This is a genomic window from Corynebacterium aurimucosum ATCC 700975 (assembly GCF_000022905.1).
Lineage (GTDB): Bacteria > Actinomycetota > Actinomycetes > Mycobacteriales > Mycobacteriaceae > Corynebacterium > Corynebacterium aurimucosum_F.
This window is the reverse complement of the sequence record NC_012590.1, coordinates 872,509-896,460: the sequence shown is the minus strand read 5'-3', so window position 1 is coordinate 896,460 and position 23,952 is coordinate 872,509. Positions and strand designations below refer to the sequence as shown.

The following is a 23,952-nucleotide window of genomic DNA, read 5'->3' as shown; positions in this document are numbered from 1 at the left end:
CTACGTGTTGTTCTCTACCGTTTTCCAAGGACCCTATGACGACCCCAGGATTTGGCACTAACCATCACGAGCATAAGACCCCTACGCCGGTGTCGGGCCAGTCTCACCAGCCCCAATCGGAGCAGCGCAACCTCGTTCCGATCATCTGCGCGATCGCAATTCTTATTGCGCTGGTGATTGCAGGCCTCGTAATCTGGTACGACGTCCGCTCCACCAGCCAACAAACGCCCAACACCAGCGACACCTCGGAGCAGACAGCCCCTCAGGAGGAGGCTGCCGCCCCGGAGGAGACTGCTACACAGGAAGATGGAGAAGCAGACGAAGCAGAAGCACCGAGCGAGCAGGCTCCAGGAACATCAGTGAGTGCCGGGGCTGCCGACGTCCCAGAGGGGCTCACTGCTGCCGGATGGTCCGATTACCCTGAGGCACGCTGCCAACAGGGTGAGGATATGATCTTCGCCGCCCATGGCACCGATCCCGATTCACACATCGTGATCTGTGAGAAACAGGACTCTCTCTTCTACCGCGGTGTCTGGTCCAGCGGCGCTGCCTTTGGCCCGGCGCGCGGTGAAGGTGACTCCTTCAGCGCCACGATTCTTGATCCAACCAGCGGGGACGACACCGGCTCCGTGCTGAACATTCGCGGCACGGACTATGACATCGACGGCGAGGCCGGCGAATTCGAGGACTATTGGCCGCGCTAGCGCCTTTACATCGCTCGTGCTTCTTAAACAGCGCCCTGCTGGCATCGCGCATCGGGCCAGTCGACCTCTGCGGTGGCCAGTTGTTTGACCACACGGCTCAGCATCTGCTGCGCTTCGCCGTAATCGCCGGAAGGCGCTGCGGCATAGATCGCCACCGCCACCGTGTGCCCGCCTAGGGTGATTAATCCCATCTGGCGGGCTTCATAGGAGCCCTCCTCGGCCGGCCCCCAGCCGCCTTTCATCACCGCGCCTTCTAAAGCCCGAAGACCATAGTTCTGCGCGGGATCCGGCTGTCCCATGGCTGCAAGGATCGGATCCGCGCCTTCGTGGCACCCCAGCGCGGCGATGAATTCTGCTTGCTCAGACACCGACCACTGTGTTTGGCCGAAGGCGCTAAAACCGGGGCGCGGTGGCGTAGCGGGGACCTCAGTTGTGCCAATGATGGCCTGGGTGGCTTGTGCGGCTTGTTCTCCCCCGCCGAGGGCCTCCCAGAGAGAATCGGCCGCGGCGTTATCGGAATAGGTGATCGCCCGGGATACGGTATCGGGATCCGCCACCCCAGCGCGTTCGGCGGCGATGGCCAACGGGACTTTCACGGTGGACCACGCAGGCAGCGGGCCGGTGTTGCCAGCCGCTGCGACGGTTCCTGAGCCGGCCACCGCGATCCCGGTACCGGGGTTGTCTGCAGCGATGGCGTCGACAGCTTCCTGAAGGTCGGTAGCATTAATCACGGTTGGTTCCTTGTCGAGGGCTGAATCAGCGGCGGGTCCATCAGATACCTCTGCCCCGGAATCAGGCAGCGTGGGCTGTGGGCTGCTCGCCGGAGTGCTGGTCTCAGGTGTGGAGACATCACCAATGGTGCAGGCGCTTAGCGACGCCCCCGCAATCCCCACCAGCGCTGCTAGTACTGCCATCCGGCGCCGCAGCTGTGCGGGGCTGTGACGTCGCATTGCTACCTGTTTCATTGTTGACCGCCTGAGCATTAGAGGATGAGCACAACCGCGTTGTTGCCGCCGGTACAGGTGACAAATTCACCGTTGTCGGAACAATCCATGGTGTAGGTGATCTCGGTGACTGGGCTGTAGGCCTTAATGGTGGCATCAAACTCGTGGGTTTCCACGTAGTGCTTGACGTACTCATCGCGCACAACGTTGGCGAAGGATTCCGTCGTTACCACTGTTCCACGGTAGACACTGTTGAAGTTGCCACCCGGTTCGTTGTTGCGCGCGGCGTCGTTCGCCGGAATCGCCCCCTCCGGCAAGTCCGGGTACTCGGGGCGCTTGTGAGACTGCGAGGTCGTCGTGGTCTGTTCTGTCGTTTCTTCAGAGTTCTCCTCGCTCCCCGCGCTCTCTGCGTCTTCCTGTGCACTCTCATTCTGCTCGGTGAGTTGCGCGGTGGTCAGGGGCGAGCCGGCTTGAGAATGTGAGTCGGCATGTTTGAAGAAAAAAATGTAGGCCAGCGCGGCCATAACGAGGACGACCGCCAGGATCAGCACGGCGATAAGCACAAACTTGCCGGAGTTGGAGGAGCTGCCACGTCCGCTGCTCTCCTGAGAATAGCCAGCGGGGTACCCTGCTGGCTGCTGGTCATACTGTCCGCTACCGTCCTGCGGCACCTGCTGGGACGCGAAGTGCTGCGTCTGGAACTGCTGTTGCTGGCCGTACTGGCCTGATGCACCGGAGGCGGCAAAAGGGTTCGAGTAATTGCGCTCGCCGGAGTGCGCATAACTCTGATTGTTTCCCGTGTTCTGCGGGTAGCTCTGGGGCGGCAGGGGACGCTGTTGCGTTAGCGGCGCTTCAAAGTCCGCGGTTTCCGGGTGGGTATCTTTACGGGAAGGCTGCGGCTGGCCGCTATTTCCCTGCGGGTACTGTGCGCCGAATCCATGGTTGCGATCTGAGTCAGTCACCGAAGCCTCCGTAGATCTAGACGTTCTGGTTATGCCGTATAGGCGTTTTCTATCTTTCTTATCTTTGCACAGCTACCACGATTGCGGTGAGGTTCGTGCATCGTGCTTCATTCACGACGCCGTGTTTCCACGACTTTTCTGATTCTGATGGGGAGTATTCCCACGAGTTTGCATCTCTGCCCGCGCGGACAGCGGTGGAGGGTTTAGATTATTAGAGGTATCTCAAAGCTCTATCTCCCCTGTGCACGGAAAGGTTGTTATTCTCCCAGCCATGACGTTTCCTACCGGCCCTTCGGGCACTCCGCCACGCAATTCCGGTTCCTCCGGCTTCGGTTCACCCGCTCCGGGGTTTGGCCACCCCGGCGCCCCCGGCGGTGCTAACGGCCCACACCAGTCCGGCCCGGGCGGTTCTCCGAGCGGGTTCGGCAACACTCCGCCGTTTGGTGGGCAATCTGCTAGCCCCAGCTCACAGCCTTTCGGCGGGAGCGCTCCAACTCCGCCGAGTCCACCTCAACCCACCACGTACACCGCTCCACAACCGCCGAAGGGCACAGGTCGTTTCAGCGGTGCCATCGCCGCGCTGATTGCTCTGCTCGTCATCCTCGCGGTCATTCTCGGCGTCGGTGCATGGTTTATCTGGGGACGCGAGTCGTCCGGCTCAAGCCACACCGCTGCATCCTCCGAACCGACCTCAACAGCTACGCTTCCGGGAACTCCTCTTGCCACCAGCGGCCGTATCGATACTGACCTGGAGGCTGACGGCGTGGTCATTGCCCGCACCTTCTTCCCGGATTCCTATGTCTCGCGCTCCGGCAGCACTAACATCGCTGATGTGCAGCTGGCCGAAAGCCATAGCCAACTCAACGCGGTCTTTGGTTTCAGCGATGACCGGGAGAATACTGATGTTGCCAGCGCCACCGTTACCGTCAACGGAGCTGACGGTGCTGAGCTGGCTTCCTTCGAGGTCCCGGCAGAGGAGGCTCTCGAGATGCCCATCAACATCGCAGACCACCAAGCCCTGCGCTTTACTTTTACGTATAAGGACGCCAACGGCAATCCTGCGGACAACACTGGCTTCGCGGTGGCTTCCCTCCACGCGCAGTAGCGCACACCCGACGGCCCCTCGCGCGGTAGCGCCAAAGCTGCCCTAGTTGCCAAAGTTATAGCCTCTGACTGCAGTGGCGGCGCATAACTTCGTCGTTTAGGGCAGTTACTGCCCTCTAGGGAAAGCTGCCATATATACGAAAGCCGCCTCCTTCCCCGCGCGGCGAAACAGCAACGGCGAAGAGAGACGGCTGCGCGCTGCCTACGGCAGCGGGCTATCCAGGATTTAGTGGAAGAAGTGGCGGGTTCCCGTGAAGTACATGGTCACCCCTGCCTTCTTAGCGGCCTCGATGACTTCCTCATCGCGGATGGAACCACCTGGCTGCACCACGGCCTTCACGCCGGCTTCAAGGAGAACCTCCAGGCCATCGGCAAACGGGAAGAAAGCATCGGAAGCAGCAAAGGAACCTTCGGCGCGGTTGGCGCCGTCGGCCAGCGTGTTAGCACGCTCCACCGCGAGCTTGGCGGAATCGACGCGGTTGACCTGGCCCATACCGACACCCACGGTGGCGTTGTCCTTGGCCAGCAGGATGGCGTTGGACTTCACCGCGCGCACGGAACGCCAAGCGAATTCGAGCTGCGCCAAGTCGGACTCGTTCAACGCCTCACCCGCAGCCAGCGTCCAATTGGCCGGGTTATCGCCCTCTGCCTGGTAGGTATCCGGCTCTTGGGTGAGCATGCCACCGGAGATGTACTTAACTTCCTCCTTGGGCGCTTCATGCTCTGCCTGCAGCACGCGCAGGTTCTTCTTGGCTTTGAGAACTTCGATGGCGCCCTCCTCGTAAGACGGAGCCACAATGACCTCAGTGAAGATCTCCTTGACCTGCTCGGCCATCTCGACGGTGACCTCGCGGTTCACCGCGATGACTCCGCCGAAGGCAGACATTGGATCGCAGGCGTGTGCTGCGCGGTGGGCAGCCGCGATGGACTCCTCAGACACCGCGATGCCGCACGGGTTGGCGTGCTTGATGATGGCCACGCACGGGCGCTCATGATCCCAGGCAGCGCGCCAGGCGGCGTCAGCATCCTGGTAGTTGTTGTAGCTCATCTCCTTGCCGTTGAACTGCTTCGCATTGGCCAAACCAGTGGTACCGATGCGGGTCACGGTCGCGGACTGGTGGGAATTCTCGCCGTAGCGCAGCGGAGTGGTCACGTCACCGTCGCTGAGCTGATCGACGAACCATGCGGACACCGCGGCGTCGTAATCAGCGGTGTGCAGGAAGGCATCGCGGGCGAGGCCGCGACGCTCTTCCAAGGTGAAGCCACCGTTGGCCACAGCGTCAGCCACATCACCGTAGCGGGCTGGATCCACGACGACTGCGACGGACGGATGATTCTTCGCGGCAGCGCGCACCATGGATGGACCACCGATATCGATCTGCTCCACGCAGCCATCAAAGTCCGCGCCGGAAGCCACAGTCTCGCGGAAGGGGTACAGGTTGACTACGACGAGCTGGAAGGGCTCTACCTCCAGCTCCTCCAATTGCTTCAGGTGGTCCTCCTTGCGGGTATCCGCGAGGATTCCTGCATGCACGCGCGGGTGCAGGGTCTTTACGCGGCCTTCGAGGCACTCCGGGAAGCCGGTGAGCTTCTCGACGGGCGTGACATCAATGCCCAAGTCCGCGATCTTCTTCGCGGTGGAACCGGTGGAAACGATCTCCACGCCAGCGTTATCAAGTGCCCGGGCAAGGTCTTCCAGACCGGTCTTGTCATAAACGCTAATTAGCGCGCGCTTGATGTTCTTAGGATCTTCGCTCATGGTACGGGGACTTAAGCCTTCCTTGCGGTAATGAGATAGTTAGAGCTGAATGCTGAGCGTCTCGCCCTCCACGCGCATCGCGCGGAGAACATCGACGATAAGTTCTCTTTCGACCACTTTGATGCGCTCGTGCAAACTGGCTTCATCATCCTCTGGCAGGACCCGGACGGGTTCCTGGGCAATGATGGAGCCGGTATCGACACCAGCATCAACGAAATGGACAGTCGAGCCTGTGACTTTGGCGCCATAAGCCAGCGCATCGCGCACGCCATGCGCGCCTTTGAAGGCAGGCAAGAGCGCAGGGTGAGTATTGATGGTGCGACCTTCGAAGCGATCCAGAAAATCCTTACCCAGGATCTTCATAAAACCTGCGGAAACAACAACGTCTGGTTGCGCAGTATCCACTGCGGCAACCAGACGCTTATTCCAATCGGTGCGGTCAGCACCCATCTCTACGACCTCGGTGGCAATTCCCGCCGCCTGCGCGCGCTCAATGCCTTGGCAAGGCACGTCCGCGATGACTTTCACGACGCTGTAGTGCTCATCCTGGCCATCCAAGATGGCCTGCAATAAAGAGCCGGTTCCAGAAACCAGAACCACGACGTTGAGGCGGGCAGTAGCAGCGGGCTGATGCGGTGTAGTCACGCGCTACAGCCTAGCCGCTACCGCTGCGAACCGGGGAATTTTCACTCTTTAACGGAACCTTCAGGCTCTTCGCTCTCCTCTGTTTCTGGAGCGCGCTCCGCATCGCCGTCTTCATCCGCTACTGCTTCGTCCTCGACTTCAGCTTGGGTGTCGACGTCAACATCGCCCGTTTCCACGATTTCTGCATCACTCACATCAGCCTCAGGCACAGCCTCCGTCTCAGCGTCAGCCTCTACTTCGGGATCGGCTTCCTCCGTGTCAGTCTTCGCCTCGACATCAGCCTCGTCCTCGGTGTCGGCGTCTATGTCGGTATCGGTGTCGGTATCGACACCGATGTCGTCGTCAAGCGCTGCCTGTTCCTGCTCGTGCTCTTCCTGAGCGGCGCTGGTGGAGTCCTCAGTGACCTCCTCAACGTCCTCAGCTGCAGCCGAAGCTTCCGGCTCAGTAACCGGGGCGGTGGCGCGGCGCGCACGCCACGCCGTCACTGCCTGTGCGGCGGCAAAAGCACATCCCACGACGAGGCACCACAGGGAGCTCAAGCCCACTGCGGTCCAGACCTCAGGGCCTGTGTATCCATACACTCCCAACGTTCCGGAAACACCGTAGATTGCCACGAGGGCGGTCACTGCCACCGTGATGGTTGCAACGAGCACGACCTGGAAAGACACCAGGGCGCGGCGACGAGCAAATGCCGCCACGGCTGCGATTGCTGGGACCACCAACAACACCGCGAACCAAGGGCTAATGGAAGGCGGAACCGCGGCGGCCAAAGGTAGCGGAGGAAGCGGAACTACATGGCCGCTAAAGAGGCTCACACTGGTTCCCTCACCAATGTGCATCTCCGAGCCGCTCAGCACTGCGCCGGCTGCCACCGCGGCGTTGGGCAGGTACACAATGCTTACTAGAAACAGGCCGATTGTTCCCAGCGCATTGAGCACCGGATAGCTGGCAAGCATCTCGGCCTGGCGCGACCAACCGAATCCCCACAGAACCACCACGAGGACGAGCCCAGCCGCAACCAGGTATCCGAGGTAGCTCAGGCCGATGCGGGCGGCGTCGACGAACACGCGCGGAATGCCGCTGCGCTTGGCCAAGGCCTTCCACAAGCGAGGCCCCATGCCACCAATTAGGGCAACCGCATGAAGCAGAAGCATGCGGGGAAGAACGCGATAGAGCTCCGGAGGAGAAACATCATAGACTTTCCCGGCATCCCACAACATCAACCACGCAATGAAAGTCAGGACGAGTGGCACCACCAGCACGCAGGCGCTCAAGACAAGCAGGTCGTTGATGCTCACCCTATCCTTCACCGCCGCGCGCACACGGCGACCCACCAACCAGGCCAAGAGCAGTGCAGGTAGGGCTGGAACGAAGCCCACATCAATTCCACCAGCGCGGATAGGCGCAAGGTTGAACACCATCCAAGCCTCCCCGACGATGGTGTTCAGCCACGCCGACGGGGAGCTGGTGAGAAGAAGTGCTGCGATGGCGACCACCAGGATGCCGAGGACAACAACGAGGTGCGGAACACCGACGACGATGAGCATGCGACGGATGCGCCCGCGCAGTGTTGTTGGGGCCTGTGCGCGGCGGGCACGTGCCTTGTCTGACTCGATTCCTTTAATACGCTGCGCAGGATCCCGGCGATCCCGCCGGTGCCCGCGCTCAGAGTGCTCAGCACCATCACCGCGTCCACGCACGTGCGCGCGTGGACGGGCAGACGACCTAGACTGGGGACTCGTGTTCTTATTCATCGGCGTCCACTTTGCCACGGGCACCTCCCCCACCGGGGGTGGCGCGACGAGGTCTGATTTAAAAGGTCGCGCACACCCCCGAACGGATACTCTTTATCAGCTATATCCTTAGCTGCATCCGCCCATGAGAACTACCCACGCGCACATCGCTACCGGAGATCGAAAGCACCGCCAGGGATTCACTTCATTCACAGGAATCAGCTACCGCATCAAAACAAGCAAATCTTTCGACGTATCAAGAAGAAAACCGCAATCCGGGTTGCTCCGCTCTCGCCGAGACGCTACTGTTACATCTCGTTGGTAACAGGAAGGTCACAATCGGATAACCAACCAGGTTTAGATGTAACGATTGTTCTGGCTGGACGATAGTGAATTAGGACGGAAGTAGAGTTCATGCGAAGCAAGACTCAGCGAAGCGCAGGTCGCCACCGCAAGATCACCACCTCGCAGACCACGAAAGGGCGCTTGGCGGTAATGACCGTCGCCGCAGGCGCCGTATCCACCGCAGGTGTTGGCGGCGCCGCAGCCGGCACCATTCAATCCGCTGGCACTGGTGAGACCAAGGCACAGTCCATCGACTACACCTTGCAGGCAGATACCGATCCGCTCAAGGACGCACAGGCCGCCGTTGAGGATGCCGCACCACAGATCCTCTCCATCGCTGAAACCAAGCCGGTCGCTGACCTGGCTACCCAGCTCGACAAGGCCATTCAGGCCGCCGATGCGCGCGCAGCTGCTGACGAAGCCAACCGTGCACCGTCCGTTGCTCGCCCGGCAGAAGGTACTTTCACCTCTGGCTTCGGCCCCCGCTGGGGCTCCTTCCACTCCGGCATCGACATTGCCAATGCCGTAGGCACCCCAATCCTCTCCGTTATGGACGGCACCGTCATCGATTCCGGCCCGGCTTCCGGCTACGGCCAGTGGATCCGCATCAAGCACGATGACGGCTCCATGAGCGTCTACGGACACATGCAGACCCTCGACGTCGCTGTGGGCGAGCGCGTCCACGCCGGCCAGAAGATCGCCGGCATGGGCTCTTTGGGCTTCTCCACCGGCTCCCACCTGCACTTTGAAATTCACCCCACCGGTGAGGGCGCTGTGGACCCGATTCCGTGGCTTGCAGAGCGCGGCGTCAACATTTCTTAAGCCCTACCCAACCTAACCTTCCAACAACTTTTAGGCGGCATAGAGCACTTTTGCTCTGTGCCGCTTTTTACATCTCAACCACCCCACCCTTGCCTTCGAGCACGCTCCACCACCTACTCCACACCGGACAAGCGGGCGGGGGTACTGAAAGATTCCTTTCCCAAAAACTCTTGACCACCCCAAACGTTACCCGGTAACTTACCGGGTATGTACCGATCGTATTCTCCCTCTTTCCTCCGCGCAGGAGGTGACCATGTCCGTCAAACACTCCGTGCTTGCTCTGCTGAGTGAAGAACCCGCCACAGCTAGCCACATAAAAACGCGCTTTGCCGAGACCTTCGACAACCTCTGGCCGCTCAACATGGGTCAAGTTGCCCAGACCTTAAGCCGCTTGGAACGCGATGGCCTTATCGCCACCGACGGTAAGCTCACCGGCCCCACCGGGCGCCGCGCCACCAGCTATGCCATAACCCCAATTGGCCGCGAAGAGCTCTCACAGTGGTGGATGTCCACCCTGCACAACGACGCCATCGAGCGCGATGAACTCGTGCTCAAAGTGTCGCTTGCAGCGCGACGCTCCGACGTCGACGTCATTGCCGTGCTCGACGCCCAGCGCTTTGCCACCGTCCGCCAGCTGCGTGAGCTCAACCGCCAAGCCTCGGAACTGCCCGCAGAGCGCAGCGCCCAGCGCTTGGCTGTTGAGCGCCAAATCTTCGACCTGGAATCTCTCTCACGCTGGCTCGACCGCGTGGAATCCCTAGCCAACCCAACCGCCACCGAGGAGGCCCCGCGATGACCCCCGACTCTATCCCCACGTCCCAGCACATGCCTTTCCCGCTCGAACTCGAGAACATCACCTGCGTCTTCGGTAGTGGCGCCCGCCAGGTCACCGCCCTGGATTCCGTCAACCTGCAGCTGAAACCGGGTGAACTCGTCGCGGTCATGGGCCCTTCTGGTTCCGGCAAGTCCACGCTGCTCAACGTCGCGGGGCTGTTACAGCCACCGACGTCGGGACCCGTGCTTCTCGACGGTGCCGATGCATCCCAGCTCTCCAAAGCCAAGGCCGCCATCGCCCGCCGCCGCCACTTGGGGCTCGTGTTTCAGCACTTCAACCTGGTGTCTTCCCTCACCGTGGGCGAGAACGTGTCCCTCCCCCTTGAGCTGGACGGGCTCTCGCCTGCGCAATGCCGTGAAGCTGCAGAGGAAGCGCTCAGTGAGGTCGGTCTCGACGGCACCATCGACCGCTTCCCGGAAGAAATCTCCGGTGGCCAAGCCCAGCGCGTGGCGATTGCCCGCGCGCTCATTGGACCGCGCAAGGTGCTTTTGGCGGATGAGCCTACCGGTGCCTTGGATACCTCAACGGGTGAGGAGATCATGAAGGTTTTGCGCGCACGTATCGACGCCGGCGCCTCAGGCATACTGGTCACTCACGAGCCGCGTTTCGCCGGCTGGGCTGACCGTGTTGTCATGGTTCGCGACGGGCGCCTCACCGGCGAGGAGGTACGTTAGTATGTCCGGCATTAATGCCGCCACCCGCCCGACGAGGCGCGATCTCAAGCTTCATCCATGGCGCACTTTGGCTGCCGTGATGCTCATTGCGTTACCGGTGGCCCTTGTCATCGGAATGGCACTCTTTGATAATTCCTCTGGTCGGCTCTCCGCGGCCTTGAGCTCACCCGAGCGAACCCTGCAGATCAGCGCCGAGCACCCGGAGATTAGTTATGAAGACGTGCCAGGTCTGGCTGCCGACGTGCTTCCTGGAGGCCTCAGCGTCAGCCCGGTCACCGCTTTTTCTAGCACGTCACTAATCCATAATGGGAAGTCAGCCAGCTCCTGGGTAGATCAGTTCGACGCAGAGAATCCGCCGGAGCCCGCACAGGAGGCCGTCGATAAGTTCAATCTTGGCCCCAACCAGGCAGTTCTATCGCGCTCTACCGCACACAAGCTCGACGCCTCCGTTGGAGACGTCATCACCGTGCGCACCAGTGCTCTGAGCGGCGACCACCAAGTCACGGTCGCGGCTATTGCTCCCGAAAACTATGACTTTGTCACCTCCCCCACCCTCAATGACGCTCTCAGCGACCCGTCCTTTCAGATAAACACCTCCTGGGTCATCGTGGGTGATACAACGCTGACCAAAGAGGATGCCGACCGCGCCCATGAGGCCGGGCTGGAAATCTGGGCACCGGAGCTGCGAGATACGGACCGACCCGATTCTGAGTCGGATTCCTTTGGCGGAATCCTGAGCAGCATTCTTTTCGTGCTCTTCTTCTTCGGCCTCTACGCCATCGCCGGATTGCTCATCCTTTTCCTTCTCGCGCCCGTCTTCACGCTGGCTACCGGACGCAATACGCGCCTGTACGCGCTGATGTCGAGCCAGGGTGCATTACCACGCCACATCATGTTCGCAGTGATGGCCTATGGCCTGCTGATGGGACTAATCGGCGCCACCATCGGTGCAATCGTTGGCCTAACGGTCTCGTGGGTATGGTGGACAGCCCGCTATCCGGACTTTGCTGCACGCCCGCCCTTCCTAGCGATTGCTCTCGCGTGGCTCGTGGCGGTGGCAGGCTGTGTCATTGTCTCCATCGTTCCCGCGTGGTTGGCGCAACGTGGCGCCCTGTCCACAGCAATTCAAGGCGCCGCCCCCGACCGCCTCCTGCGCTTCAGGCGGTGGATGGCCATCGGCCCAGCATTCTTGCTTCTGCTCGTGCTCTTCAGCTTCAGCCCATGGGGCGGGTATATCCCCACGGTGCTAGCTCTCTTCGGAGTCATCGCGGTCGCCGCGTCTGCCCCCGCTTTGGTCTTCCTATGTTCCCTGCTATCTCGTCGCGGCCCCCTCGCGTTGCGTCTGGCTGGACGCGGCCTGACCCGGCGCAGCATGCACGCCTTGCCGACGTCCATCGCTCTCGTCTCAGTTGCCTTCGTCGCCTCCCTGTTTGGCGTGGGCATCATGACGGATAGCGCAAAGTCCACTGCCGAAGAAAAACTCGTCATGCCACCTACTTCTGCGCTGATCGAGGAGACGACCTTTGACCAACCAGCGCAGGTTTCTACGCCAGAAGAACGCGCGGCGATAGAGGCAATCCAGCAGACCACCACCGCCCGCTCCTATCCCTTCTATGCTTTCCCCTCGTGGACGACGTCTTTCAGCCTTCCGGAGGATGACACTTTTTACGAGCTCACCACCGAATTTGATTACCAGTGCGAGCAGGTCGATTTCAGCAAGCCGGTTGAGAGGGCTGTGTTCGTGGATAATCAGGGGCGGCGCACCGATGATTCCGAAGAGGCTCGCCAGGAGTGTGCGCACGAGTTGATGACGTCATTTCCTTATAATCCGTTGATCTATCAAAGCAGGATGGTTCAAACCGATTCTTCCCAGCTTGAGCTCTGGCAATTCGACTCGGAGGAAGATCGCCGCGCGGCGGCACAGACGTTGGATGTCGGCGGCATCGTGCTCCCCCACAGCAGCCACGTCGGCAATAACACGCGCGGCACGGCGACCGTAAAAACCTACAACCGCATTGACAGCCCAGAACCGAGCGGAACGCAGGACGCGGATCTGCCGGTTGTGGAGGCACTGCCTACCGCGGCCCGCGATGTGGTCTTGATTAGCCAGCAGGCAGCAGAGAAGCTGAACATGGAGCCCTTCTACGTGGGCCAAGCCCTCGCGTTCGACGAACCACCGAGCGAGTCAGAGCGCGAAGAGCTGCGAGACCTGACAGCGAGCGCTTCGCAGTCGCAATACTCGCTAAGCTTCGCAGTCTCTACTCCCGAAAGTTTCCGCTACTACCTAGGCCTCGGAATGGGGATCGTCTGCCTCATCGTGCTGACGCTCATCATTGCCAACGCAGCGAGCAGCATGCGCCAGGAAAGCACCGTGCTGCAATCCATCGGCGCCCACCCTTCACTGATGGCCAAGGTAGCGGCGTGGCAGACCTGGATGCTGGCCACCGTAAGCATGTTTTTCGGCGTGATTGCCGGTCATCTCGGCACGTACTTCTTTGCCGATAGTTCTGGATTCGTTTTCTCGACGCCACCTTATGGTCTGCGCCCGCAGGACTACTTCACCCCGGATTGGTGGCAATTCCTCGCCGTGCTTATCGTGCCGCTTCTGGCCGCCGCACTGGCGGCTGCGGTCAATCGCAGCGACAAGACGGGACCGCTGACCGCACGGGATCGCAGCGAATCACGTTCGCTGACATAGCCCTCGTGGCCCACCGTTCCCCGACCGAGCCTTCGGCCGGGGAACAACTCTTTTCACACCCCCCAACCCCTACCCCCATTCTTTAAACCTCTACTTTACCCCTGTAACAATTTTCACTTCTTTCACACATGTAACACGCTGGGCTGTTCGATAGTTTTTCGAACAATCCCTGTATTTACCTGCATTTTTAGACGTTGCGCAGGGTGATAGCTCGGGATAGTTTGTATCTCGTTGCCACAGAGCCTCAGCACGCGGCCGCACCCGCGCCGGCGTGTCGCAGGCTTCAAGGCGCATAACGGCTGTATGGCCGTGCCCTATCGCTCACAAGCTTCCTGCCGCTGACGCCGGCGGAAGCGAGCCACAGCAGGACTTAAGGACGTGAAGTTATGAAGCGCACGCTCAGCGCACTCGCCGCCGTGGCGGTCACCACCGCTACCGTGACGGCCCCAGCGTTCGCCGCCGAACCGGCAGCAAGCGTGGATGTCTCCGACGGGTCCTCCCAGGGCCCAACCGCCGGCGACATCGAAGTCAAGGAAGACTCCAAGGCCGACCTCTTCAAAGCATTCTCCGGGCTAATCGTTTCCACGGCCGGAGCCCTCAACGGGGCCTCCACCCCGGAAATCAACTCCACGCAGGACGGCTTCGATATCGTCCTCGATCCCTCCAGCATTCCTGGTCTCGCCGAGGCCTTCGCCCCACAGGGCGATCACTCCGGTCTCACCCCTATGCGCGGCCAGGATGCCAACGGTAATACCGTGGTCTTTCCGACCTCCGGTACTTTCACCTCTGGCTTTGGCCCACGGTGGGGTTCCTTCCACAACGGCATCGATGTAGCGAACCCAGTCGGCACGCCCATCTACGCCGTCATGGACGGAGAGGTCATCTCCTCCGGCGCAGCCCAGGGCTTCGGCAACTGGATCCGCATCCAGCACGACGACGGCACCATCACCGTCTACGGCCACATGCCCGGCGATCAGCTCTTGGTCAACGTCGGTGACCGAGTCACGGCCGGCGACCAGATCTCCGTCATCGGCAACGAGGGCCACTCCACCGGCCCACACCTGCACTTCGAAGTGCACCCGGGCGGCGGCGCGGCCGTTGATCCGGTGGATTGGTTCAGCGAGCGCGGCATCCTCATCTAAAGCTTTAAAGCTTTTCCATCGGCACACCGCCGATGAGCATGAGGCGGACCTTGCCCGCTGAACCGAAGTCCACGGTGACCGTCGCCCGCGCGCCGGTACCGGAGGCTTCGATGACCGTGCCCAGCCCGTACTTCGCGTGGTTGACACGGTCCCCCACAACTAAATTGAGATGGTTATTCTTCGGCATCGATGTTGCCGGAGCTGGCTTGCGCGAGCGCTGCGAAGGGGAAGACGCAGCGCCCCGCGAGCCATAGCCGCCCCCACGGGAACCAAAGAACCCGCTATCTGAGCCGAAGGTTCGCCCGTATTGATAGGAATCATCTCCACCCCACGCGCTGGACAGCGAGCTGTCTGGTTCTTCACGGCGCCAGTCGATGAGGTCCTCTGGGACCTCGGCGAGGAAGCGGCTGGCCGGGTTCGTCACCGGGTTACCCCAGGACGAGCGGAGAATAGCGCGCGTGAGGTAGAGCTGTTCCCTAGCGCGTGTAATACCTACGTAAGCAAGGCGGCGCTCCTCACTGAGCTCCTTCGGGTCCCCCAGGGAGCGCATGTGCGGGAATTGGCCATCCTCCCAGCCGGTGAGGAAGACAACGGGGAACTCTAGGCCCTTCGCGGTGTGCAGGGTCATCAACGTGACTACCCCAGACTCATGATCCGGAATCTGGTCAGCATCCGCCACCAGCGAAACCTTTTCAAGGAAGGCTTGAAGCGAGCCCGGCGCGGCTTCACCTTCCGAGAGCTCCGGGGCTTCCTCTGCATCTGCACCCAAGAAAGCCATCTCATTGGCCGCCTCAGAGCTGAACTCGCGCGCCACCGACACCAACTCGTTGAGGTTGTCGAGGCGTGCCCCGTCTTGCGGGTCATTAGAGTTTTCAAGCTCCGCGCGGTAGCCGGTGGCGTCAAGAAGCGCGTTGAGCAACTCCCCCAAATCCGGTTGACCCGTCACTTCGTTGACCATGCCCGGAATCTGCGCGCGCACGCCCTCCATCATCTCGTTAAATTTGCTTACGGCATTCACTGCCCGTGTGCCAAGCCCGGCAACCTTGCCCGCTGCCGCATCGCGGAGAGCAGCCCCAAAGCTAACACCAAGGTTCTCCGCGTGCAGAGCAATCTGTGCCTGTGCCTTGTCACCAATAGCGCGCTTCGGCACGTTGATAATGCGGCGCAAGCTCACCGTGTCATCCGGATTATCCATGATGCGCAGGTAGGCCACCAGGTCCCGGATCTCGCGGCGTTCGTAGAAACGCGTGCCACCGACCACCTTGTACGGGATGCCCGAGCGCACGAAAATATCCTCCAACGCGCGGGAGGCATTGTTGGTGCGGTACATCACCGCAATATCCGAATAGGCCGTGCCTTTATCCGCCAAGGAATCAATTTCCGAGGCGATATACCGCGCCTCGTCGTGCTCATTATCCGCCACGTAGCCGACAATTTGCTCACCCTGACCGTGGGCGGTCCACAGGTTCTTCTCGCGGCGACCCTCATTCTTCGCAATGACCGCATTCGCCGCGTTCAGGATGGTCTGCGTCGAACGGTAGTTTTGCTCAAGCAGAATCGTGTGCGCCTGCGGGTAGTCCCGCTCGAACTCCTGAATATTCCTGATGGTGGCTCCACGGAAGGCATAAATTGACTGATCAGAATCACCCACCACGCATAGTTCCGGGGCATCCGGCGGCAGCTCGCCCCGGCCCACCAAGGCCGAGACAAGCGCGTACTGCGCGTGGTTGGTGTCCTGGTATTCGTCGATAAGCACATGCTTAAAGCGGCGGCGATAAAACTCCACTACCTGCGGGTGCTGGTTAAAGATGCGCACCACTTCCCCGATGAGGTCATCGAAGTCCACCGAGTTCGCGGCACGCAGGCGGCGCTGATATTCCTCGTACACGCTCGCCACGGTGATCTCGAAAGGATTCTTCGTCCTCTCTGCCTCTGCGCGCGCCTGCTCCGGAGAGATGAGCTCATTCTTGCGGTTGGAAATCTGATTCGCCAGAACACGTGCCGAGTATTTCTTGAGATCCAGCTGCATGTCCTTGGCGATCATGGTGAGCAGCCGACGCGCATCATCGCCGTCATAGATGGTGAAATTGGTATTCAACCCCGGCACCAGTTGGGCGTTATTGCGCAAGATGCGCACGCAAATGGAGTGAAAGGTAGACACCCACATTCGTTCTGCCACAGGCCCGACAAGCTGGCCCACGCGCTCCTTCATCTCCGCGGCTGCCTTATTAGTAAAGGTAATGGCGAGGATCTGCCACGGAGCCACCCCGCGCTCGCGCATGAGATATGCAATGCGGCGGGTCAACACGGCGGTCTTGCCCGAACCCGCGCCGGCCACGATGAGCAACGGTGAGCCCGAATGCGTCACGGCCTCTTCTTGTTGTGGGTTTAATCCCTCCAGCAACGGATCAGAAGCCTGACCGGAAGGGGTATCCGCGTTGGGTCCGGGCACGGGGGAAAAACCACCGGCGGAGGCGTCGGTGGAAGGAGCGGAAGAAGAACGGGGCCTAAACGGAGAATTGTTATTCATAATGCTCTCCAACCTACTAGCACCACCGGACATTGCCTTCCCACACCACTTCCTACCGGCGAAGACCGACGTCACGACTCATAATTCCCCTTTGCTCGAACGTGGTGGCACAATCTGAAGACATGAGCGCTTCACAATCTGGCCCCCCTGGCTCGGGCTTGGGCCCCGAACACCAAGACCCCAACGTCGTGGACAACGGCCTCGATATTCGTATGCCCTCGGGCACCGATGATCCACTGAGCGATGCCGAGATTCAGCGCTACCGCGAAGAAATCAACCGCCTCGACCGCGTTATTCTCGACGCCATCAAGCGCCGCACCGATATTTCCCGCACCATTGGTAAGACGCGCATGAGCTCAGGTGGTACCCGTTTGGTGCATACCCGCGAAATCGCTATCCTCAACGAATTCCGCAGCGAGTTGGGCGAGGAAGGCCCCGCCATTGCCTCTGCCCTGCTGCGATTGGGACGCGGCAAGCTTGGCTAGCTGAGCGGCCCGCGGAATAATCCCCAACGCACGCGCCTCACGCTAGGTCGTGAGCTACTCTCTCCTCATGCGCTTTTTCTCTCGTCTCGCTCCAACTCTCGCCGCAGCTACTTCCGCCTTCGCGCTGACCGCCTGCAGCGGTTCTTCCTCCCACGTCGCTACCATCACCACCACAACCCTGAACCTTCCTGCCATCGGTGATTCCGGCCGCGCACAGAACTCCGGAACAAATAGGGGTTCGGAAGAAGTCCTCGACAGCGATTCTCTCTGGGATAACACCACTGAAATCCCCCAGGCGGAACGCCCCGATCCCCGCGTGGATCTGGCCCAACCGGAGGCAGCTGAGTACTTCATGACGGCTGGTGTTCTCACTCCGGGGGTCGCAATTTACAACGCAGACAGCAGCGGACGATGCTCCGCTGGTCATTTCGTTGGCGACGGCGAGCGCCTCTTTATCCTCACCGCCGGCCACTGCGGGGATCAAGGCGACACCTTTTTCTACAAGGATCGCGCTGGAGACAACGTGAAGATCGGCGAGATGGTGTTAGAGGCCCGCAATACCAATACGGACAGGATTAACTCAGCCGACATCGCGCTCATCGAGGTCTCCAACCCAGCCGCCCAAGTCTCGACGTCACCTGCTCTGAACGCGCCTTTGGCAGGATGGATGCCCCTTGAGGACGTTGCTTTGACGAAGCCCACAATTTGCCGCGCCGGCTCCACGCGAGGAGTCTCCTGTGGCAACTTCATCGACCGCCACGAGGATCAAGGGCTGTTTACTTTCGGCAATGACAGCGCCCCGGGAGATAGTGGCGGACCAGTCTATGCTTCCATCGACGGCAAGCTCTGGGCCGTTGGTGTGCTGTCCTTCGGCAACGACCAGGATCCCTCTGACGTCGAAGTGGGCGCCATGGAGATCGGAAACACGATGAAGCAATTCGATTTAAAGCTCTACGCCTAGTTCATCGCAGTGCAGCCTTCTGCTTCGGCAGCGAAGGGATTTCTGGACTACGGTGGACACAGTAAGTTTCATGTCTGCTACCTGCCAGAAAGGCTTTTGCAATGGACATCACCGCTCAGCCGCAGTGGGCCGCGCTCACCTCGCTTTTTGAGAGCAAAAAGGACCTCAACCTGCGTGAGCTTTTTGCCAACTCCACTTCCCGCGCCGCAGATTTTTCTTTCGATGCTGCGGGCCTGCACGTGGATCTGTCAAAGAATCTCATCGATGAGGAAGTCCTCAACGCACTGGTGGACCTCGCCCGCGCCGCCGACGTCGAGGGACGCCGCGATGCCATGTTCGCCGGCGAGCATCTCAACAACACTGAGGACCGCGCCGTGCTGCACACCGCGCTGCGCCTGCCTGTTGAAAAAGATTTGAGCGTGGACGGCCAGGACGTCGCTGCCGACGTCCACGAAACTTTAGGCCGCATGCGCGACTTCGCCACCGCGCTGCGCTCCGGCACGTGGCTGGGACATACGGGCCACACCATCAAGAAGGTGGTCAACATCGGCATCGGCGGCTCCGACTTGGGCCCGGCCATGGCCGCGAAGGCCCTGCGCTCCTACGAAGTAGCGGGCATTAGCGCAGAGTTCGTCTCCAACGTCGACCCGGCAGATCTCGCCGCAACTCTCGACGGCCTCGACGCAGGCTCCACCCTCTTCATCGTCGCTTCCAAGACCTTCACCACTCAGGAAACCCTGGCCAACGCTCACGCCGCGCGCCGCTGGCTGATTGAGCAGTTTGATGGTGACGAGTCGGCCGTCGCCAAGCACTTCGTTGCGGTCTCCACCAACGCGGAGAAGGTCGCGGAGTTCGGCATCGACACCCAGAACATGTTCGGGTTCTGGAACTGGGTGGGCGGACGCTACTCCGTCGATTCCGCCATCGGCCTGTCCCTGATGTGCACCATCGGCCCCCTGGACTTCATGCGTTTCCTCGAAGGCTTCCACGCCATGGATGAGCACTTCCGCACCGCTCCTCTGGAGCAGAACGTGCCGGCTCTGATGGGCCTGCTCGGCGTGTGGTACTCCAACTTCTTCGGTGCGCAGACCCACGCGGTGCTGCCTTACTCCGAGGACCTCGGCCGCTTCCCTGCCTACCTGCAGCAGCTCACCATGGAATCCAACGGCAAGTCCGTGCGCCGTGATGGCACCGCAGTCAGCGCCGGGACCGGTGAAATCTACTGGGGTGAGCCGGGCACCAACGGCCAGCACGCTTTCTTCCAGCTCATGCACCAGGGCACCAAGCTCATCCCGGCGGACTTCATCGGCTTTGCCCGCCCGAAGGAGGACTTCCCCACTGCCGACGGCACCGGCTCGATGCATGACCTGCTCATGGGTAACTTCTTCGCGCAGACCAAGGTTCTGGCCTTTGGCAAGACCGCTGAGGAAATCGCCGCTGAGGGCGTGGACGACGCCCTCGTGCCGCACAAGGTTATGCCGGGCAACCGCCCGTCCACCACCATTCTGGCGGAGGAGCTCACCCCGCAGACCCTCGGCGCGCTCATCGCACTCTACGAGCACATCGTCTTCACCCAGGGCATCATCTGGGATATCAACTCCTTCGACCAGTGGGGCGTGGAGCTGGGCAAGCAGCAAGCTAATGACCTAGCACCAGCAGTCTCCGGCAAGGAGGAAGCCGCATCCGGCGACGTTTCCACCGATGCTCTCATCAGCTGGTACCGCAACCACCGTTAAGCACTGCTTGGCGACGTCCCCCGGCCGAACGGTCGGGGGTTCACGCGTTTTCAAGCGCTGATCGGAAGCTCGGATCGCCAACGCCGCGGAGGCCCTTGTGGGCGTCCGCGTGGTGTTTTACCTTCCTGCGGGCATCCGCGTGTCTTTTGTGTTGCGTGGCGGTTTAGCTGTCGGGCGGTCCAAGTCCGTGCTGCGCGGTTTGATAGGCAACCTGGGCGGTGATTGGTTCTCCCCAGGGTGGGATGTAGTCCACATCACCGCGCAGTCGGAAGACATAGCCGGCCCCGGTGGGTTTCTCTGGGTCATCATCGTTAATGCCGTTGTGATAAGCACACAGCATCGTCAGATTCGGCGGGTCGGTGGTACCTCCTGCTTTCCACGGAATGAGGTGGTGCACCTGGGCATAATCAGCAGGCTTATTACATCCTTTCCTGGCACAGGTGGGATGCTCAGCACTAGCCATCATGCGCTGCTCAAACCCGGCTAGGCGTTTCATGCGGTGCAGCCACACCGGCCCGATGGTGGGGTGGATGAGGGTGACGTAGCCGATCTCGGCAAACTTGTAGTTCAAAAACTCCGTGCCGGTCATTCGGCCACCATTGGTTAGTTCGAGCACGATGTCATCGCCGTCGCCGCTAACAATCTTGTCGAGCTTGTCCAAGGTCACCACCACGCTGGTGAATACGGCTGGTTTGGTTCCGCCGTGGGACTTGGTGAAGAAGACGTGATTGGCTGCTTCCAGCAGGTTGTCCTGGTTGATGGATTCCAGCACGCCGCGCATCTCGGTCACGGTCATGGGGTCATCGGTAATGGTCAGCGAGTGTGGACCGTCAGCGCGATAGGTCATGCGCACACCAGGTGTGGGCACGCGTTTGGGCTTGAGCTCTTTTAAGCGCTTGGCCGCCACGGCTGGGATGTTGTGTGCTGGGGTACCGGCAAGCTTGACCCTTAGGTTCCAGGCATGCAGCTGATTCTTCAGTTTCTTGGTATAGGACTCGATGAGGCTGAGTGTGGCCAGATCATGGCGTTGTTCGGCAGCTCGGGCTCGAGCTTGTCGTTGCTTACCCGTGAATTTCGTGGCGCCGAAGTAAATGTGGTTCAGGCGTGCCAGTTCGGCGGCGTCAGCAGGCGAAGCGCCGAGTGCGCGTAAACGTTTCTCGCCTCCTACCGCCAGCTCCACCAAAGAAATCCCCGAGTTGCGGTAGGAGAAATAGGTCTCTAAATCCCCCATGACCCAGAACACTAAAGCACCCTGACCACCCCCGCAACCGGAGAGAGAATCGTTAAAGCTTGATCATCGACTCCCAGCCGAAGGGGATCTCATCTGAGTCGACAATCTTGCGGCCGAACGGGAAGCATGTCACCGGGATCATCTTCAGGTTGGCCAGAGCCACCGGGATGCCCACGATGGTCACTGCCTGCGCCGCTGCAGTGGTGACGTGGCCGATGGCCAGCCACAGGCCAGCGACAAGGAACCAGACAACGTTAGAGAACCGAGACATGCCACCGGTACCTTTGACCGGTTGAATGACGGAGCGCCCAAAGGGCCACAGCGCGAAATTCGCCATACGCATCGAGGCCACACCGGCAGGAATCGTCACGACGGGGATGCAGGCCAGGATGCCGAGGAGGAAGTAGCCCAGTGCGAGGACAAGGCCACCAGTTGCCAACCAGATGATGTTCAAAATGATCTTCATGCATCCCAGCCTAGCGACGCGGCTGGCAGTGCGGGCACCACCAGATGACGCGCTCCAACTCTCCTTCATCGCCGCCGGCGTCCACACCACCCAGCGTGGATTTCTCAATGAGCGTGCCGCAGCGCCGGCAGCGCTGACGGTTGCGTCCGAAGACATAGGTGGTCTCCCCTGCCCTTTTCACGCCGGTGGTCACACGTACCGGCGAGTCTCGGTTGGCCCAGATGAGGCGACGGGAGATGGTGAGGATCTGGGGGACGTCGACAAGCGCTACAGGTGTTGCTGGATGAACGCCGGCCAGGAAGCAGACCTCGGCGCGGTATTCGTTGCCCAAGCCTGCCACGTTGCGCTGGTCCAGGAGGGCCGCGCCGATGCTGCGCTCGGGGCGCGACTCAATGCGGTGCACAGCCTCCTCAAAGCCGCCTTCCAACCACTCAGGCGCGAGGATGTCGGGGCCTAGGTGCGCCATGTGCTGCTCAAACTCGCGGGATGGAAAGACCTCGACCAGCCCTAGCCAGTGCCCCACCAACTCAATATCGCGCGGGGTATTCTCCATCTGCAGCACCACGCGCGCGCTGTGGCCGGGCTTGCGCCAGCGGTCCCCGGCATAGTGGATGGCCCACGTGCCTTCCATCTTGAGGTGGGTATGAAGGATGAGCTCACCCCCGAAGTCCATGAAGAGGTGCTTGCCATAGGGCCAGACCTCCTCGCACACCAGCCCGTCGAAACGCACGGTGGCATAGCGCGGCACGCGCAGGGAGGAGGAGGTTACGCGCCGGCCTTCCATGAACTGCAGCCGATTCGACAGCTGCAGTACGGAATCACCCTCGGGCACAGCAGAACCTCCTCACCAAACGGGTGCCTACTCTACCGGCGTGTTCCTTCCTTCACCGAATGCCAGCGCACCCGGCTCCCACGGGGTGACCACGTGCTGGCGGGAAAGGTCTTCGATCTTCTTCACGCCGAGCAGCTGGAGGGTGTTCTTGAACTCCTCCGCGAGCAGCTCAATGACGCGGTCGACGCCTTCCTTGCCGCCGGCCATCAGCCCGTAGAGGTAGGCGCGGCCGATGAGGACGAAATCCGCACCCAGAGACAGCGCAATGGCGATGTCGACGCCGGACATAATGCCGGAGTCGTAGATGATCTCCACGTCCGGGCCTACCTCCGCGCGCACGGCCTCAAGGGCTTGGAGGGTGTTGACCACGCGGTCGAGCTGGCGCCCGCCGTGGGAGGAGACCACGATGCCGTCGGCGCCAAGGTCGATGACCTTGCGGGCGTCCTCGGGGTTGACGATTCCCTTGACGAAGAGCTTGCCCGTCCACTGCTTGCGAATCCACGCTAGGTCCTCGAAGTTGAGGCCTGGGTCAAACATGGTGTTGACCAGCTCGCCTAGTGTGCCGGTGGTCGAGGTCAGGGAGGCAAAGGTGACCGGGTCCGTGGTGAGGAAGTTGAACCACCACTCGGGGCGCCACGCGGCGTCGAAGACGGTGCCGGCGGTCAGGCGCGGCGGGATGCGCATGCCGTTACGGGTATCGCGCAGACGCTGGCCCGCCACGGGCGTATCCACGGTGACCACGAGGGTGTCATAGCCGTTGGCGGCAGCGCGTTCGATGAGTTCCTGGCAGGCGGAGTGATCCTTCCACAGGTAGAGCTGGAACCAGCGGCGCCCGCTATTGCCTTGCGACGCTGCGACCTCCTCGACCGAGCGCGTGCCCATCGTGGACAAGGTGAATGGGATTCCCGCATCGCGGGCAGCCTGGCTGCCGGCGTCTTCGCCCTCGGCATGCATGAAGCGGGTAAAGCCGGTTGGCGCGATGCCGAAAGGCAGGGCCGCGGGCTCGCCGGCGATCTCGGTGCTCAAGGAGATGTCGTTCGCACCGTTGAGCACGTTGGGCATGAGGCGCACATCACGGAAGAAGTCGCGGGACTCTCGGTAGCTGACCTCGTCGCGGGCTGCACCATCGACGTAGTCGAAGGCCGCCTTCGGGGTGCGGCGCTTGGCAATCTTGCGCAGATCCCACACATCAGCGGCCTCTGCCAGGCGTGCTGCCCGGCGGTCGAGGTTGGGTGCTTCGAACCGCATGAGGTTCTTGAGCTCGGACACGTTGGGCAGTTGGCGCTTTAGCCGCATGGAAACAAGACTCCTTTTCTATTGGGCTATCAGCTTTTGAGGTTAGAC

20 protein-coding genes are annotated in these 23,952 nt (G+C 61.1%); 10 read left to right on the top strand and 10 right to left on the bottom strand.

Features of this window, described 5'->3' with window-relative positions:
• The first annotated feature begins 35 nt into the window (after window positions 1–35).
• Entirely contained in the window at window positions 36–704 is a 669-nt protein-coding gene (locus tag CAURI_RS04305) for a hypothetical protein (RefSeq protein ID WP_010187635.1), read from the top strand.
• Between the two features lie 23 nt (window positions 705–727).
• On the opposite strand, the gene CAURI_RS04300 is transcribed toward CAURI_RS04305, so the two are convergent.
• Window positions 728–1,654 (bottom strand): serine hydrolase, encoded by a 927-nt coding sequence (locus CAURI_RS04300; RefSeq protein ID WP_012714937.1) that lies wholly within the window; start codon window positions 1,652–1,654, stop codon window positions 728–730.
• 32 nt (window positions 1,655–1,686) lie between these two features.
• Window positions 1,687–2,610, bottom strand: a complete 924-nt coding sequence (locus CAURI_RS04295) for a hypothetical protein (protein ID WP_010187640.1) — start codon at window positions 2,608–2,610, stop codon at window positions 1,687–1,689.
• Between the two features lie 271 nt (window positions 2,611–2,881).
• On the opposite strand from CAURI_RS04295, the gene CAURI_RS04290 reads away from it, so the two are divergent.
• On the top strand, window positions 2,882–3,715 hold the full coding sequence (locus CAURI_RS04290) for a flagellar basal body-associated FliL family protein (protein ID WP_010187642.1): 834 nt from the start codon (window positions 2,882–2,884) through the stop codon (window positions 3,713–3,715).
• Window positions 3,716–3,940: 225 nt separating this feature from the next.
• Here the strand turns inward: CAURI_RS04290 and purH are convergent, their stop codons facing one another.
• Genes purH through CAURI_RS04275 form a run of 3 tightly spaced genes read right to left on the bottom strand, consistent with a single transcriptional unit; the run spans window position 3,941 to window position 7,890 of the window.
• Window positions 3,941–5,473 (bottom strand): bifunctional phosphoribosylaminoimidazolecarboxamide formyltransferase/IMP cyclohydrolase, encoded by a 1,533-nt coding sequence (gene purH, locus CAURI_RS04285; RefSeq protein WP_010187644.1) that lies wholly within the window; start codon window positions 5,471–5,473, stop codon window positions 3,941–3,943.
• Window positions 5,474–5,512: 39 nt separating this feature from the next.
• Window positions 5,513–6,118, bottom strand: a complete 606-nt coding sequence (gene purN, locus CAURI_RS04280) for a phosphoribosylglycinamide formyltransferase (RefSeq protein WP_010187645.1) — start codon at window positions 6,116–6,118, stop codon at window positions 5,513–5,515.
• Between the two features lie 41 nt (window positions 6,119–6,159).
• Complete coding sequence (locus CAURI_RS04275; protein WP_012714936.1) at window positions 6,160–7,890, bottom strand: cell division protein PerM; 1,731 nt, start codon at window positions 7,888–7,890, stop codon at window positions 6,160–6,162.
• A 375-nt stretch (window positions 7,891–8,265) separates the two neighbouring features.
• Here CAURI_RS04275 and CAURI_RS04270 point away from each other — a divergent pair, with 375 nt between their 5' ends.
• The 5 genes from CAURI_RS04270 (at window position 8,266) to CAURI_RS04250 (ending at window position 14,367) form a co-directional block, all read left to right on the top strand.
• Entirely contained in the window at window positions 8,266–9,018 is a 753-nt protein-coding gene (locus tag CAURI_RS04270) for a M23 family metallopeptidase (RefSeq protein WP_010187647.1), read from the top strand.
• 253 nt (window positions 9,019–9,271) lie between these two features.
• A complete protein-coding gene (locus CAURI_RS04265) occupies window positions 9,272–9,814 on the top strand; it encodes a PadR family transcriptional regulator (RefSeq protein ID WP_010187648.1) in 543 nt (180 codons plus the stop codon).
• The gene (locus CAURI_RS04260) at window positions 9,811–10,527 is read left to right on the top strand and encodes an ABC transporter ATP-binding protein (RefSeq protein WP_010187649.1); all 717 of its coding nucleotides are present in this window, start codon (window positions 9,811–9,813) and stop codon (window positions 10,525–10,527) included. Before CAURI_RS04265 ends, CAURI_RS04260 begins: the two co-directional genes overlap by 4 nt.
• A gap of 1 nt (window position 10,528) precedes the next feature.
• The gene (locus CAURI_RS04255; protein WP_010187651.1) at window positions 10,529–13,225 is read left to right on the top strand and encodes an FtsX-like permease family protein; all 2,697 of its coding nucleotides are present in this window, start codon (window positions 10,529–10,531) and stop codon (window positions 13,223–13,225) included.
• 386 nt (window positions 13,226–13,611) lie between these two features.
• Window positions 13,612–14,367 (top strand): M23 family metallopeptidase, encoded by a 756-nt coding sequence (locus CAURI_RS04250; protein ID WP_010187653.1) that lies wholly within the window; start codon window positions 13,612–13,614, stop codon window positions 14,365–14,367.
• Between the two features lie 4 nt (window positions 14,368–14,371).
• Here CAURI_RS04250 and pcrA read toward each other — a convergent pair whose 3' ends face one another.
• Window positions 14,372–16,897, bottom strand: a complete 2,526-nt coding sequence (pcrA, locus tag CAURI_RS04245; RefSeq protein ID WP_010187655.1) for a DNA helicase PcrA — start codon at window positions 16,895–16,897, stop codon at window positions 14,372–14,374.
• A gap of 122 nt (window positions 16,898–17,019) precedes the next feature.
• Between pcrA and CAURI_RS04240 the strand changes: the two genes are divergently transcribed.
• From CAURI_RS04240 to pgi, 3 genes are all read left to right on the top strand, one after another.
• A complete protein-coding gene (locus CAURI_RS04240) occupies window positions 17,020–17,382 on the top strand; it encodes a chorismate mutase (RefSeq protein ID WP_010187658.1) in 363 nt (120 codons plus the stop codon).
• Window positions 17,383–17,449: 67 nt separating this feature from the next.
• Entirely contained in the window at window positions 17,450–18,343 is an 894-nt protein-coding gene (locus CAURI_RS04235) for a trypsin-like serine protease (RefSeq protein ID WP_010187659.1), read from the top strand.
• 101 nt (window positions 18,344–18,444) lie between these two features.
• A complete protein-coding gene (pgi, locus tag CAURI_RS04230; protein WP_010187661.1) occupies window positions 18,445–20,079 on the top strand; it encodes a glucose-6-phosphate isomerase in 1,635 nt (544 codons plus the stop codon).
• Window positions 20,080–20,242: 163 nt separating this feature from the next.
• Here pgi and CAURI_RS04225 read toward each other — a convergent pair whose 3' ends face one another.
• The 4 genes from CAURI_RS04225 to CAURI_RS04210 are packed head-to-tail and all read right to left on the bottom strand — an operon-like array spanning window position 20,243 to window position 23,904.
• Window positions 20,243–21,310 carry an HNH endonuclease signature motif containing protein gene (locus CAURI_RS04225; RefSeq protein ID WP_236660839.1) on the bottom strand — a complete coding sequence of 356 codons (1,068 nt, stop codon included), beginning with the start codon at window positions 21,308–21,310 and terminating at the stop codon, window positions 20,243–20,245.
• 52 nt (window positions 21,311–21,362) lie between these two features.
• Window positions 21,363–21,776, bottom strand: coding sequence for a YccF domain-containing protein (locus tag CAURI_RS04220; RefSeq protein WP_010187667.1), 414 nt, complete (start codon window positions 21,774–21,776; stop codon window positions 21,363–21,365).
• 10 nt (window positions 21,777–21,786) lie between these two features.
• Complete coding sequence (locus tag CAURI_RS04215) at window positions 21,787–22,608, bottom strand: DNA-formamidopyrimidine glycosylase family protein (RefSeq protein ID WP_010187668.1); 822 nt, start codon at window positions 22,606–22,608, stop codon at window positions 21,787–21,789.
• A gap of 27 nt (window positions 22,609–22,635) precedes the next feature.
• Window positions 22,636–23,904: an alpha-hydroxy acid oxidase gene (locus CAURI_RS04210; RefSeq protein WP_010187669.1), complete on the bottom strand. Its 1,269-nt coding sequence runs from the start codon at window positions 23,902–23,904 to the stop codon at window positions 22,636–22,638.
• Window positions 23,905–23,952: the final 48 nt, after the last annotated feature.